Genomic DNA, 12332 nt, shown 5'->3' on the forward strand with positions numbered 1-12332 from the left:
GACGCACACCGACCGAACCGCAGGAACCAGGGTCGCACATCGCGGAGCCGCCCCGTGACCGGCCTCGCCGTGAGAACGCCGAACGCCCCGCGGGTGAGACCCACGGGGCGTTCGAGAGAGCGGGACTCAGCGGTCGCGCTTCTCCTTGATCTTGGCCTTCTTGCCGCGGAGGCTGCGCAGGTAGTACAGCTTGGCGCGACGCACGTCACCGCGCGTGACGACCTCGATGTGGTCGATCACGGGGCTGTGAACCGGGAAGGTGCGCTCGACGCCGACCTGGAAGCTGACCTTGCGGACGCAGAAGGTCTCGCGCACGCCGTCGCCCGAGCGGCCGATGACGACGCCCTGGAACACCTGGATACGCGAGCGGTTGCCTTCGGTGATGTTGACGTGCACCTTGACGGTGTCGCCGGGGGCGAAGACGGGGATGTCGGAGCGGAGCGAAGCCGCGTCGACGGAGTCGAGGATCTGCATGATCATCACTTCCTGCGACCGCCACAGGTCGATCGCACGATAAGAGGGAAAAGGTGAGGCGTGCCCGAAGCCGCGAACGCGGCGGACTCCCCTGAGGCAGAGCCGGTCAGGACACAATCGACCATTGTGCCACGCCCGAGCCGACCAGCCAAAACGGTGCCGTCGAACGACCGGGACGGGCAGACGTCACTCGTGGCGGCGGGACTCCGACACGACGATGACGTCGGCATTCGCCGGCTGCGACGCGTGATCGCGCACCGGCGGTATGTAGGCCGTGCCGTCGGTCGTGCGCAGCACGGTCATCGCGCCGCGCGCCTCGCTCCAGAGCTGCGCGAGGGTCGACCAGAACAGCACGAGCGCACCGACGATCGACAGAACGAGCAGGGGGAAGAAGACGCGCGAGTCGAACAGACCCAGTGCGACGATCACCACGTGCCAGATGCCGAGGCCGGCGAGATCACGCCACGACACCGCGCGCGTCTCTCGAACACTTCCCCGCGCGCGGATGAGCAACGACAGCACGAGCTGCGAGACGAAGACGGCAGGGACGGCCACGAGGAGCCACAGCAGGCCCCAGGCACTGCCCCCCGAGAACACGATCCACCCCACGAACAGCCACAGCGGCAGAACGAAGGCGGCCGGGAACAGCCAGTGGAGGAACAGTCTTCGCAGGGCCATGCGCCGATGCTACGGCTCGAGCATGTGCTTCGCCTCTGAGAAAGCTATGGCGCGGACCGGTCCGGCGCCCGCCCCGCAGATCGGGGAGAATGGAGGTTCGACGCGAGAGGAACCACCCATGATCGAACTGCGCACCCCGGCCGAAATCGACGCGATGCGCCCCGCCGGACGCTTCGTCGCGGAGGTGCTGGCCACATTGCGCGCCGAGACCAAGGTGGGGACCAACCTGCTGCAGCTGGACCGTCGCGCACACGACATGATCCGCTCGGCGGGCGCCGAGTCGTGCTACATCGACTACCACCCCTCGTTCGGCGCGAGCCCCTTCGGAAAGGTGCTCTGCACCTCGATCAACGACGCCGTGCTGCACGGGCTCCCCCACGACTACACCCTCCGTGACGGCGACCTCGTGTCGCTCGACTTCGCGGCATCCGTCGACGGCTGGGTCGCCGACTCGGCCGTGTCGTTCGTCGTGGGCACCGCTCGCGACGAAGACCTCGCGCTCATCGACACCTCGCAGCGCGCTCTCGTCGCGGCGATCGAGGCGGCGACCGTCGGGCACAAGATCGGCGACATCTCGGCAGCGATCGCCTCGGTCGCCCGCGCGGACGGCCTCAGCATCAACCTCGACTTCGGCGGTCACGGCGTCGGTCGCACGATGCACGGTGACCCGCACGTCGCCAACGACGGCAAGGCCGGGCGCGGCTACCCCCTGCGTGCCGGTCTCGTCCTCGCCCTCGAACCGTGGTTCCTGCAGACGACCGACGAGCTCGTCACCGACCCCGACGGCTGGACGCTCCGCAGCGCGGACGGCTCGCGAGGCGCTCACTCCGAGCACACCGTGGCCATCACCGCCGACGGGCCCATCGTTCTGACCGACCGCTCGTTCCTCGGCGTCGACTGAAGAACGCTTCCGGATGCCGCGGCCTCGAGGTCGCGGCATCTTTATGCCGCCGCTCGGTGAGGTGCTCGCCGAGGGGAGGAGATCTCGCGACGGGAGGACCGCCAGGGTATCCGTCATCCTCCGCTCCTGGGATCTCCGCCCCGCAGCACGACTTCCCGACAGCCTGCCTTCGTCGTGAGGCGCCGAGGTGCCCCCGCCTGCCGAACGCCGGATGCCGTGCGTCAGTCGTCGAGCAGGTCGGGCCGTCGCTCGCGCGTGCGCTCGATCTGCTGCTCGCGCCGCCAGGTCGCCACGGCGCCGTGGTTGCCGCTGAGGAGCACGGGCGGCACCTCGCGATCGCGCCACACCGCGGGCTTGGTGAACGAGGGGTACTCGAGGAGGCCGTCTTCGTGTGACTCCTCGACCAGGCTCTCGGGGTTGCCGACGACGCCGGGGATCAAACGACCGATCGCCTCCACCATCGCCATGACGGCCACCTCGCCGCCGTTCAGGACGTAGTCGCCCAGGGAGATCAGTCGCACGTCGCCGAGCTCGGCGGCGTAGTCGAAGACGCGCTCGTCGATGCCCTCGTACCGGCCGCAACCGAACACGAGGTGTGGCGCGGTGGCGAGTTCGCGGGCCGTCGCCTGCGTGAACCGCTCACCCGCGGGTGACGGGAAGATGATGACGGGTCGAGTCTCGGCGTCGCGCGTCACGTCGTCGAGTGCCTCACCCCACGGCTCGGGCTTCATCACCATGCCCGCACCGCCACCGTAGGGAGTGTCGTCCACCGTGCGGTGGCGATCATGCGTGTAGTCCCGCAGGTCGCGGACGCGTACGTCGAGCAGCCCGCTCTGCCGAGCCTTGCCCAGCAGCGACACCTCGAGAGCGTCGAAGATCGTCGGGAAGATCGAGACGACGTCGATGCGCACGTCAGTCCTCGGTCGTGTCGGTGTTCTCGTCGTCGGAACCGTCCGACGAGGAGGCAGGCTCGGGCTCGTCGCCGGCTTCGGCCGGGAGCTCCTCGAACAGTCCCGCCGGGGGCGTGACCACCACGCGACCGCCGGCGATGTCGACCTCGGGCACGATGGCGCTGACGAAGGGGACGAGCACCTCGCGGTCCTCGCCGGCCATGCGGACGATCAGAAGGTCCTGCGCCGGGAAGTGGTCCACGCGGGCGACCCGGCCGATGACGGCTCCGTCGCGAACGACGTCGAGGCCCACCAGCTGGTGGTCGTACCAGGCGTCGTCTTCGGCGGGCGCCACCTCGGAGTCCTGGTCGATCCAGAGGATCGCCTTCACGAGTTCTTCGGCCGCGTTGCGGTCGTCGACACCCTCGAAGAACGCGACCGGGTGCGAGTTCATCCACCGGAACTCCCGGACCGTCAGCTCGCGGCCGTGCCACGGCGAGGATTCCGGAACCTGCAGGGTGAACGCGCTCCCCGGCGTGAAACGCCCGTCGGGATCGTCGGTGTACAGCTCGAGCTTGAACGCGCCCTTCAGGCCGTGAGCCTTGACGAGTCGTCCGACGCGGAGCTGGGTCTTGGCGGGCTGAGCGCCCGCGGTGTCGCCGTTCGCCATCAGTCGTCGGCGACGTCGACGCGCACGCGGCGTCCGTCGGCGAGAGCCGACACCAGCGTGCGCAGTGCTTTGGCGGTGCGTCCGCCGCGCCCGATCACGCGACCCCGGTCATCGGGGTGCACGCGAACCTCCAGCACATCTCCTCGAGGCGACGAGCTGGAACGGATGGTCACGGCATCCGGGTGATCGACGATCCCCTTCACGACGTGTTCGAGCGCGGCAGACAGCACGGGGATTACTCGGCCGAGGTCTCGGCGGCGTCCTCAGCGGGCGCCTCGGCGGGAGCTTCGGCCTTCTTCTCGGCCTTGGGCTTGACGACCGACTTCTTCGAAGCGTCCGCCTCGAACGCGGCCTTGGGCTCGCGGACCTTGACGGTCGAGACGGCGTCCTTGTCGCCCTTGAACTTGCCCCAGTCGCCCGTGAGCTTGAGGATGGCGGCGACCTGCTCGGTGGGCTGAGCGCCCACGGAGAGCCAGTACTGCGCGCGCTCCGAGTCGACCTCGATGAACGAGGGCTCCTCGGTCGGGTGGTACTTGCCGATCTCCTCGATGACACGACCGTCGCGCTTGGTGCGCGAGTCGGCGACGACGATGCGGTAGTAGGGCGCGCGGATCTTTCCGAGGCGCTTGAGACGGATCTTGACAGCCACGATGACTCCAAATGATGAAAACGAACGAACCGAACGCCTGGAGAGTGGGGTGCACACCCGGCGGAAGCTCAAAAGGGTGGACCGACACTGGATAGAGGGTCGAGTGGCGGGTCCAGCCCTCTATTCTGCCAGATACCCGAGGCCGGCGGTGACACGAGACGCGCCGCGACACGGAGCGTCTCGAAGGGTAGCGGAGGATCCCGGCATCCGGCCCCCGTGTCAGACTGAGCCGCATGAGGCTGCCGTTCGCTGCATCGACGCGTTCGTCCGTGGGTCTGGAGTGGGAGCTCATGCTCGCCGACCGCGAGACGGGCGACCTGGTCCCCCGCGCGCCGGAGATCCTCGATCAGCTCGAGGAGAAGACGGCCCTCGAACGATTCACCGTCACCGGCGAGCTTCTCACGAACACCGTCGAGGTGACGAGCGGCGTCGGACACACCGTCGCCGAGGCCGTCGACGACATCGCCGACGCAATCTGCGCGCTCCGGGAAGAGACCGAGCCGCGCGGCGTCGAGATCCTCTGCGCCGGCAGCCACCCCTTCGCCCAGTGGTTCGACCAGCAGGTCACCGACAAGACGCGCTACCACTCGCTCATCGAGCGCACCCAGTGGTGGGGGCGCAACATGATGATCTGGGGAATCCACGTGCACGTCGGCGTCGACGACGTCGAGAAGGTCATCCCCATCGTCAACGCGCTGAACGTGTACCTCCCGCACCTGCAGGCGCTGTCGGCATCCAGTCCGTTCTGGGCGGGCGAGCGCACCGGCTACGCCTCCAACCGAGCCCTCGTCTTCCAGCAGCTGCCCACCGCGGGGCTTCCCTGGCAGCTCGACTCCTGGGGCGACTTCGAGAGCTACCTCGACGACATGGTTCGGACGGGAGTGATGGCGGATGCCAGCGAAGTGCGCTGGGACATCCGTCCGGCGCCCAAGTGGGGCACCGTCGAGATCCGCGCCTGCGACGGGATGTCGACCCTCCCGGAGCTGGCCGCGGTCGCCTCCCTCGCGCAGACGCTCGTCGAGCACTTCTCGCGGTTGCTGGACGAGGGGCGCGAACTTCCCGGCATCCCGCCCTGGTATGCCCGAGAGAACAAGTGGCGCGCGGCGCGGTACGGCCTCGACGCCCGCGTGATCGTCAACCGCGAGGGAACGCAGCGCCCGGTCGTCGAGCACCTGCGCGAGACGATGGAGCAGCTCGCCGACGTGGCGCTGGAGCTGAAGTGCGCGAAGGAGTTCGCGAGCCTCGAGACCATCCTGGCCACGGGCGGGAGCTCCACGCGGCAGATCGCGGTGGCCGAGGCCGCCGACGGAGACCTGCGCGAAGTCGTGCAGCACCTCATCCGCGAGTTCCGCGCAGGTCCCACGCTGCGGGAGCACCTCGCCGCCCTGCGCGTCTAGGCGGCGACCTCGGCGCTCGTTCATAGGTGCGCGCTCGTAGGATCGCGACATGACCTTCGGACGCCGCGCCAGATCGGCGACGCTGGCCGCCCTCGCAGCGGGCGTCCTCGTGACGTTGGTCGGGTGCGCTTCCGATGCCGCTCCGTCCGCGGCCGAGCCCACCTTTGCCGCGCCCGTGCTCGAGCCCAGCCCGTCGCCCTCGACGACCCCGCTGCGCGTGGTGACGCTCGGGGACTCCCTCATGTCGGGTTTCGGTTTGGAACCGCAGCAGGCCTGGCCGACGCTCCTCGCGGGGCGGGCCCACGTCTGGCTCACGAACCTCGCCTGCCCGGGCATGGGCTTCGTCGTCCAGGGAGACTGCGGTACGACCTACGCGGGTCTCATCCCCGCGGTCGCGGCCCTCCAGCCGCAGCTGCTCATCGTCGAGTCGTCGAGCAACGACTTCTGGGAGGACGAGGACGAGATCCGCACAGATACGGTCGACACGGTGGACCAGCTCCACTCGGCCGCCCCCGATGCGCGCATCGTCGGGCTGAGCACCATCTGGAACGACGACCCCGACGTCCCCTCCGACACCAAGGTCACCTCCGACGCGCTGAAAGACGCCGTCGACAGGGCGGGCGGAACGTTCATCGACATCGGGCAACCGCTCGCCGGTCACCCGGAATGGATGCAAGAGGACGACGTCCACCCCACACCGCGCGGCCAGCGCGCGATCGAGCAGACGGTCATGTCAGCCCTGCAGGACGCGGACGTCCTCCCCTGACGCCGCTGCCGGGGCGACCCGGAGGTTCGGGTCAGCCGCGGCCGAGCATCTTCTGCAGCTCGGCGAGGTCGGCCTCGCTCGGCGCCGCCTGACCGCCCAGACCGAAGCCCGAGCCCGTGGCCGGAGCGGACGCCGCGATGCCGGCGTTCTCGGCCGCCCGCTTGGCGGGGTTGCCCGAGCGCGAGCCCTTGGCCTTCTGCTGCTTGCCGCGCTTCGACGACGCTCCGGGCTTGCCGCCGACGGGACCCATTCCGGGGATGTTGGGCACACCGCCGCGCGCCACGGTTTTCATCATCTTCGCCGCCTGGTCGAAGCGCTGGACGAGCTGGTTGACGTCGGTGACGGTCATGCCCGAGCCGCGCGCGATGCGCAGGCGACGCGAGCCGTTCAGGATCTTAGGGTTCCGGCGTTCCACCACGGTCATCGACCGGATGATCGCCTCGGTGCGGTCGATCTCGCGCTCGTCGAAGTTCTCGAGCTGCTGCTTCATGTTTCCCATGCCCGGGAGCATCCCGAGCATCTTCTTCATGGAGCCCATCTTCTTCATCTGCTGCATCTGCTCGAGGAAGTCCTCGAGCGTGAAGGTCTCGGTCGCGAGCTTCTCGGCGACCTTCATCGCCTCGGCTTCGTCGAAAGCCGACTGCGCCTGCTCGATCAGGGTGAGGATGTCACCGAGATCGAGAATCCGGGATGCCATGCGGTCGGGGTAGAAGGGCTCGACGTCGTCGAGGCCTTCACCGGTCGAGGCGAAGATGATGGGACGACCGGTGACCGAAGCGACCGAGAGGGCCGCGCCACCGCGAGCGTCACCGTCGAGCTTCGACAGCACCACGCCGGTGAAGTCGACGCCGTCCTGGAACGCCTTCGCCGTGTTGACCGCATCTTGACCGATCATCGCGTCGATGACGAAGAGCACCTCGTCGGGGCTCGTCGCCTTGCGGATGTCGGACGCCTGCTTCATCAGCTCGGCGTCGACGCCGAGGCGGCCGGCGGTGTCGATGATGACGATGTCGTGCTGCTGACGCGTGGCGTAGGCGACGCCGTCGCGGGCAACCTTGACCGGGTCGCCGACGCCGTTGCCCGGCTCGGGAGCGTAGATGGTGGCCCCGGCGCGCTCGGCGACGACCTGGAGCTGGTTGACGGCGTTGGGGCGCTGGAGGTCGCACGCGACGAGGAGCGGGGTGTGACCGTCCTTCTCGAGCATCTTGGCGAGCTTGCCGGCGAAGGTGGTCTTACCCGAACCCTGGAGGCCGGCGAGCATGATGACCGTGGGCGGGTTCTTCGCGAACTGCAGACGACGCTGCTGACCGCCCAGGATGCCGATGAGCTCGTCGTTGACGATCTGCACGACCTGCTGCGCCGGGTTCAGCGCACGATTGACCTCATCGCCGAGGGCACGCTGGCGCACGGCGGCGGTGAACTCCTTGACCACGGGCAGCGCGACGTCGGCGTCGAGCAGGGCACGGCGGATCTCGCGCACCGTCCCGTCGACGTCGGCGGGAGTGAGCTGGCCCTTCTTCCGGAGGTTGCGGAAGGTCTCTGTGAGCCGGTCGGAGAGGGTGCCGAAAGTCGCCATGATGAGTCGAGTTTACGCGGGTGCCGCCGGTGGCGCTGCCGCCATCCCCGCCGCGCCCCGCGCGACCTCGACGATCTGCACGACCTCCGCCCGTCGGCACCGGATGCCGCGGACTCTGCGCGAATCGGTGGAGTCGCGCACCGCGGCCCCATCCGCGCGCATCAGACCAGCGCCACGGCCTCCGCCAGCACCTCGTTCAGCGGACGCCCCGCACCCGTGCGATCCGCCCACGCCCACACCGCGGCCAGCACCGCGGCCGACAGAGCACCCGCCCTGACCTCCGCGGCGAGAGCGGGCATGCCGTCGCGAACGAGGCGCGCCGCGAGCTCGCGCTGCAGCCGGAACTGTCGCACGGCACGGTCCCGGTCGAGCTCGATCGCAATGCCCATCGCCTCGGCATTGGTGATCGCGAGAGCGAGCGCATCGGCGGCGAGGCCCGCTCCTATGCCGGTCACCGCCTCGTCGACCGTGTCACCTTCCCGCAGGCGCCGGGCGGCGGCATCCATCTGCTCGTCGAGACCCGACCAGAGGACGTCGCTCTTCGCCGAGAAGTAGTTGAAGAAGCTCGAACGGCTGACGCCCGCGCGGCGGGTGATGTCGGACACGCTCGTGGCGTCGTACCCCTGCTCGAGGAACAGCTCGCACGCCGCCTCCGAGAGCACTTCGCGCGACGAGGCGCGCGGTCGTCCGCTTCGGGGCTCGGGGGTCACGGCCCCAGCCTAGGGGCCGATCCCGCGTGTATTGTTGGACGCAATCCAACATCGGAGGCGGTCGATGATCGACATCCACCACATGGGCCTGGCCCCGCACTACGTCCCCTACCTCGACGGGTGGGCGCACCAGCGTCGTGTGCACGCCGACATCGTGGCGGGCACCCGGCCCGACACCCTGCTGCTGCTCGAGCACGAGGCCGTCTACACGGCCGGCAAGCGCACCGAGGCGCACGAGCGCCCCGACGACGGCACGCCGGTGGTCGACGTGGATCGCGGCGGCAAGATCACCTGGCACGGCCCCGGTCAGCTCGTGGGCTATCCGATCGTGCGCCTTCCCGAACCCCTCGACGTCGTCGCTCACGTCCGCCGGCTCGAGGCCCTTCTCATCACGGCCCTCGGCACGCTGGGGGTCGACGGCTTCCGCGTCGACGGGCGCAGCGGCGTATGGGTTCGCCGTCCGCTCGGCGTCGACAAAGTCGCGGCGATCGGTGTCCGCGTCGAAAAAGGAGTGACCATGCACGGCTTCGCCGTTAACTGCGACAACACCCTCGCCGGTTTCCGGCACATCGTGCCGTGCGGGATCACGGATGCCGGAGTGACCACCGTCAGCGAGGTGCGGGGGGCCGACGTGTCCCCCGCCGATCTCGTCCCGGCCATCGAGAGCGTGTTCCGCGCCGAGTACGCGGCGGTGGCGGCGTGACCGCCTGCGGCACCGGGAACGCCGGGGCCCCGGCATCCACCGCTCCCAACGGCCGCAAGCTCCTCCGGCTCGAGGTGCGCAACGCCGAGACGCCGATCGAGCGCAAGCCCGAGTGGATCAAGACCAAGGCCAAGATGGGGCCCGAGTACACCGCCCTGCAGAATCTCGTGAAGACCGAGGAGCTGCACACGGTCTGCCAGGAGGCCGGTTGCCCCAACATCTTCGAATGCTGGGAGGATCGCGAGGCGACCTTCCTCATCGGCGGCTCGCAGTGCACGCGCCGATGCGACTTCTGCCAGATCGACACCGGCAAGCCCGCCGACTACGACCGCGACGAGCCGCGCCGCGTGGCCGAAAGCGTCACGCGCATGCAGCTGCGTTACGCCACCGTCACCGGCGTCGCCCGTGACGACCTCCCCGACGAGGGCGCGTGGCTGCACGCCGAGACGGTGCGACGCATCCACTCCGAGAACCCGGGCACCGGCGTCGAGATCCTCGCGACCGACTTCTCGGGCAACGTCTCCCACCTCGACGAGGTCTTCTCGTCGCGACCCGAGGTGTTCGCCCACAACGTCGAGACGGTTCCCCGCATCTTCAAGCGGATCCGGCCCGCGTTCCGGTACGAGCGCTCGCTCGGAGTGCTGACGGCCGCGCGCGACGCGGGGCTCATCACGAAGTCGAACCTCATCCTCGGCATGGGCGAGGAGCCCGAAGAGGTCGTCCAGGCCCTCGAAGACCTGCACGCCGCCGGTACCGACATCATCACGATCACCCAGTACCTGCGCCCCACCCCGCGTCACCTTCCGGTGCAGCGCTGGGTGAAGCCCGCCGAATTCGTCGAGTTCAAGGAGGAAGCAGAGCGCATCGGCTTCCTCGGAGTCCTGGCCGGCCCCCTCGTGCGCTCGTCGTACCGCGCCGGACGCCTGTGGGCGCAGTCGATGGTGTCGAAGGGGCGCGAGATCCCCCCGCACCTGGCGCACCTGGCGAAGGACATCGCCTCGGCCGACGCCGGCTTCGCCCAGGCGGTGTGACGGTCGACCTCACACGGGCCAGACGTACGGCAGGTCGTCGGGGACGTCGCCGAACCGCGGGACGTAGAACTCGGCATCCTTGCGGATGAGATTGGAGCGGTGGGCGAGGTGGAACGCCTCGTCGCCGATCCAGGGCGGAAGATCGAGCTCGGTCTGCGCGAGGCCGTCCACCTCGGGCGCGAAGACACGGATCTTCTCGCGGACGGTGTCGGCGCGGCCCTGGGCGATCCACTCGTCGGTCATCACGAGCCCGTAGGACACCAGGGCGGGAAGGTGTCCGTCCCACATCTTCGCCGCGGGGTGGTGCCGCCAGCCGTGATCGGGGACGGTCAGCGCGCGCAACAGCTGGAACGTCTCGACCCGCTGCTTGCCGAGGCGCTTGAGATCGAGGGCGCGGGCGGAGTCGACGAACGAGGGGTACGGCAGAAAGGTCTGCATGCGCTCAGTCGGCGCTCGTGACCGACTGCACGCTGCCGTCGGAGGCGAGGTTGACCAGCAGCACGTCGTCGGTGGCGTCGGGGTCGAGCGCGTACTCGAGCACCGCGAAGGGGTCGGCACCACCGTGCTCGTCGGCGAGGATGGTCATGCTCATCAGCTGCAGCGCCTTGATGACGTCGATGTGGGTGTCTCCCGAGACGTCGGTGAGCAGGTCCTCGAGCTCTTCGCCCAGCGTCGCCTGCTGTTGCAGGATGTACTCGGTCACCTCGCTCGTGCGCGAGTCGAGCTCGTTCACCATCGCATTGCGAGCGGCGAAATCGATGGCTTCGAGGGAAGAGATCATGGATGCCGCGACGTCGAGCGCCTCAGCCGACACGTCGTCCTGGTCGGGGGCCGTCAGGTCGACCGTGACGCTCTGATCGCCGAACTCGACGTTCTCGCTCCAGAAGATCGACCCGTCGGGGCCCGACTCGAGGAGTCCGAAGAAGTCGTGCTCGATGGCCATGACTCCATGTAAGCATTCCGCCCGGTGTTCGGGAAGACGACCCGCCCGGGTCGATGCGTGCGGTAAAGGTCAGTCGACGAGAGAGGCCGCGAACACGTGCGGGGTGAAGCCCGTGAGGTCGTTGATGCCCTCGCCCTGACCGAGGAGCTTCACCGGGATGCCGGTGCGCTCCTGCACCGCGAGCACGAAGCCGCCCTTCGCCGAGCCGTCGAGCTTCGTGAGGACGAGACCGGTGACTCCGGCGCTGTCGAGGAAGGCCTGGGCCTGCATGAGGCCGTTCTGGCCGGTGGTGGCGTCCAGCACGAGGAGCACCTCGGCGATCGGGGCCTGCTTCTCGATGACGCGCTTGATCTTGCCGAGCTCGTCCATGAGCCCGCCCTTGGTGTGCAGTCGACCGGCCGTGTCGACGAGCACGATCTCGGTGCCGGTCTCTTTCGCATGCGCGACGGTCTGGAAGGCGACGGATGCCGGATCCTGGCCCTCGTGCTGCGGGCGGACGATGGTCGCTCCCCCGCGCTCGGCCCAGGTCGCAAGTTGGTCGACGGCGGCTGCACGGAAGGTGTCGGCGGCTCCCACCGTGACCGTGCGGCCGTAGCGCTGCAGGAACTTCGCGAACTTGCCGATCGTCGTGGTCTTGCCCACGCCGTTCACACCGACGACGAGGACGACCGCGGGCCGCTCGGTGAGCCGTAGCGTCGTATCGAACTTCGCGAAGTGCTCTTCGAGCGTCTCTTTCAGCATGCGCTGCAGGTCGCGCGGATCGGTCGTGCGGAAGCGCTCGACCTTCTCGCGGAGTTCGTCGACGAGGCGTTCGGTCACGTCGGGGCCGAAGTCGGCCGTGAGCAGCGCCGTCTCGAGGTCGTCCCACGTCGTCTCATCGATCGTGGGTTTGACGAACAGCCCGCGCAGCGCGCGGCCCAGCGACCAGGAGTTCTCAGCCATTG

The 12332-nt window shown here is 68.9% G+C and carries 16 protein-coding genes; 5 read left to right on the top strand and 11 right to left on the bottom strand.

Annotated elements, in window-relative coordinates; all coding sequences use genetic code 11:
• Positions 1 to 126: 126 nt before the first annotated feature.
• Complete coding sequence (gene rplS / locus J2X55_RS09990) at positions 127 to 474, bottom strand: 50S ribosomal protein L19 (RefSeq protein WP_094736597.1); 348 nt, start codon at positions 472 to 474, stop codon at positions 127 to 129.
• 186 nt (positions 475 to 660) lie between these two features.
• The gene (locus tag J2X55_RS09995) at positions 661 to 1152 is read right to left on the bottom strand and encodes an MFS transporter permease (RefSeq protein WP_309823183.1); all 492 of its coding nucleotides are present in this window, start codon (positions 1150 to 1152) and stop codon (positions 661 to 663) included.
• Between the two features lie 118 nt (positions 1153 to 1270).
• Here J2X55_RS09995 and map point away from each other — a divergent pair, with 118 nt between their 5' ends.
• On the top strand, positions 1271 to 2053 hold the full coding sequence (map, locus tag J2X55_RS10000) for a type I methionyl aminopeptidase (RefSeq protein ID WP_309823184.1): 783 nt from the start codon (positions 1271 to 1273) through the stop codon (positions 2051 to 2053).
• Between the two features lie 221 nt (positions 2054 to 2274).
• Here map and trmD read toward each other — a convergent pair whose 3' ends face one another.
• Genes trmD through rpsP form a run of 4 tightly spaced genes read right to left on the bottom strand, consistent with a single transcriptional unit; the run spans position 2275 to position 4262 of the window.
• Positions 2275 to 2964 (bottom strand): tRNA (guanosine(37)-N1)-methyltransferase TrmD, encoded by a 690-nt coding sequence (gene trmD, locus J2X55_RS10005; RefSeq protein ID WP_309823185.1) that lies wholly within the window; start codon positions 2962 to 2964, stop codon positions 2275 to 2277.
• Between the two features lies 1 nt (position 2965).
• The gene (rimM, locus tag J2X55_RS10010; protein ID WP_309823186.1) at positions 2966 to 3613 is read right to left on the bottom strand and encodes a ribosome maturation factor RimM; all 648 of its coding nucleotides are present in this window, start codon (positions 3611 to 3613) and stop codon (positions 2966 to 2968) included.
• Entirely contained in the window at positions 3613 to 3843 is a 231-nt protein-coding gene (locus J2X55_RS10015) for an RNA-binding protein (RefSeq protein ID WP_094736438.1), read from the bottom strand. The genes rimM and J2X55_RS10015 overlap by 1 nt, the downstream gene beginning before the upstream one ends.
• 5 nt (positions 3844 to 3848) lie before the next feature.
• Positions 3849 to 4262 (bottom strand): 30S ribosomal protein S16, encoded by a 414-nt coding sequence (gene rpsP, locus J2X55_RS10020; protein ID WP_115917985.1) that lies wholly within the window; start codon positions 4260 to 4262, stop codon positions 3849 to 3851.
• 233 nt (positions 4263 to 4495) lie between these two features.
• Between rpsP and J2X55_RS10025 the strand changes: the two genes are divergently transcribed.
• Together J2X55_RS10025 and J2X55_RS10030 are read left to right on the top strand one after the other, a co-directional pair.
• A complete protein-coding gene (locus J2X55_RS10025; RefSeq protein WP_309823187.1) occupies positions 4496 to 5659 on the top strand; it encodes a glutamate--cysteine ligase in 1164 nt (387 codons plus the stop codon).
• A 49-nt stretch (positions 5660 to 5708) separates the two neighbouring features.
• Positions 5709 to 6425, top strand: a complete 717-nt coding sequence (locus J2X55_RS10030; RefSeq protein ID WP_115917983.1) for an SGNH/GDSL hydrolase family protein — start codon at positions 5709 to 5711, stop codon at positions 6423 to 6425.
• 31 nt (positions 6426 to 6456) lie between these two features.
• Here the strand turns inward: J2X55_RS10030 and ffh are convergent, their stop codons facing one another.
• A complete protein-coding gene (gene ffh / locus J2X55_RS10035; protein WP_309823189.1) occupies positions 6457 to 8001 on the bottom strand; it encodes a signal recognition particle protein in 1545 nt (514 codons plus the stop codon).
• Positions 8002 to 8162: 161 nt separating this feature from the next.
• Positions 8163 to 8711: a helix-turn-helix domain-containing protein gene (locus J2X55_RS10040; protein ID WP_309823191.1), complete on the bottom strand. Its 549-nt coding sequence runs from the start codon at positions 8709 to 8711 to the stop codon at positions 8163 to 8165.
• Positions 8712 to 8775: 64 nt separating this feature from the next.
• On the opposite strand from J2X55_RS10040, the gene lipB reads away from it, so the two are divergent.
• Both lipB and lipA read left to right on the top strand, forming a co-directional pair.
• Positions 8776 to 9414: a lipoyl(octanoyl) transferase LipB gene (gene lipB / locus J2X55_RS10045; protein ID WP_309823193.1), complete on the top strand. Its 639-nt coding sequence runs from the start codon at positions 8776 to 8778 to the stop codon at positions 9412 to 9414.
• Positions 9411 to 10445: a lipoyl synthase gene (lipA, locus tag J2X55_RS10050; protein ID WP_115917979.1), complete on the top strand. Its 1035-nt coding sequence runs from the start codon at positions 9411 to 9413 to the stop codon at positions 10443 to 10445. Before lipB ends, lipA begins: the two co-directional genes overlap by 4 nt.
• Before the next feature lie 9 nt (positions 10446 to 10454).
• Here lipA and J2X55_RS10055 read toward each other — a convergent pair whose 3' ends face one another.
• The 3 genes from J2X55_RS10055 to ftsY form a co-directional block, all read right to left on the bottom strand.
• Positions 10455 to 10883, bottom strand: a complete 429-nt coding sequence (locus J2X55_RS10055; RefSeq protein ID WP_115917978.1) for an MSMEG_6728 family protein — start codon at positions 10881 to 10883, stop codon at positions 10455 to 10457.
• Positions 10884 to 10887: 4 nt separating this feature from the next.
• On the bottom strand, positions 10888 to 11388 hold the full coding sequence (locus J2X55_RS10060; protein WP_115917977.1) for a DUF2004 domain-containing protein: 501 nt from the start codon (positions 11386 to 11388) through the stop codon (positions 10888 to 10890).
• A gap of 69 nt (positions 11389 to 11457) precedes the next feature.
• On the bottom strand, positions 11458 to 12330 hold the full coding sequence (gene ftsY, locus J2X55_RS10065; protein WP_115917976.1) for a signal recognition particle-docking protein FtsY: 873 nt from the start codon (positions 12328 to 12330) through the stop codon (positions 11458 to 11460).
• Between the last annotated feature and the right edge of the window lie 2 nt (positions 12331 to 12332).

The organism is Microbacterium sp. 1154 (assembly GCF_031455375.1).
In the GTDB taxonomy this organism is placed as follows: domain Bacteria; phylum Actinomycetota; class Actinomycetes; order Actinomycetales; family Microbacteriaceae; genus Microbacterium.

Coding starts and splice junctions, on each gene's coding strand:
- rplS (WP_094736597.1), bottom strand. CDS start 474: ATGCAGATCCTCGACTCCGTCGACGCGGCTTCGCTCCGCTCCGACATC.
- J2X55_RS09995 (WP_309823183.1), bottom strand. CDS start 1,152: ATGGCCCTGCGAAGACTGTTCCTCCACTGGCTGTTCCCGGCCGCCTTC.
- map (WP_309823184.1), top strand. CDS start 1,271: ATGATCGAACTGCGCACCCCGGCCGAAATCGACGCGATGCGCCCCGCC.
- rimM (WP_309823186.1), bottom strand. CDS start 3,613: ATGGCGAACGGCGACACCGCGGGCGCTCAGCCCGCCAAGACCCAGCTC.
- J2X55_RS10025 (WP_309823187.1), top strand. CDS start 4,496: ATGAGGCTGCCGTTCGCTGCATCGACGCGTTCGTCCGTGGGTCTGGAG.
- J2X55_RS10030 (WP_115917983.1), top strand. CDS start 5,709: ATGACCTTCGGACGCCGCGCCAGATCGGCGACGCTGGCCGCCCTCGCA.
- ffh (WP_309823189.1), bottom strand. CDS start 8,001: ATGGCGACTTTCGGCACCCTCTCCGACCGGCTCACAGAGACCTTCCGC.
- lipB (WP_309823193.1), top strand. CDS start 8,776: ATGATCGACATCCACCACATGGGCCTGGCCCCGCACTACGTCCCCTAC.
- J2X55_RS10055 (WP_115917978.1), bottom strand. CDS start 10,883: ATGCAGACCTTTCTGCCGTACCCCTCGTTCGTCGACTCCGCCCGCGCC.
- J2X55_RS10060 (WP_115917977.1), bottom strand. CDS start 11,388: ATGGCCATCGAGCACGACTTCTTCGGACTCCTCGAGTCGGGCCCCGAC.
- ftsY (WP_115917976.1), bottom strand. CDS start 12,330: ATGGCTGAGAACTCCTGGTCGCTGGGCCGCGCGCTGCGCGGGCTGTTC.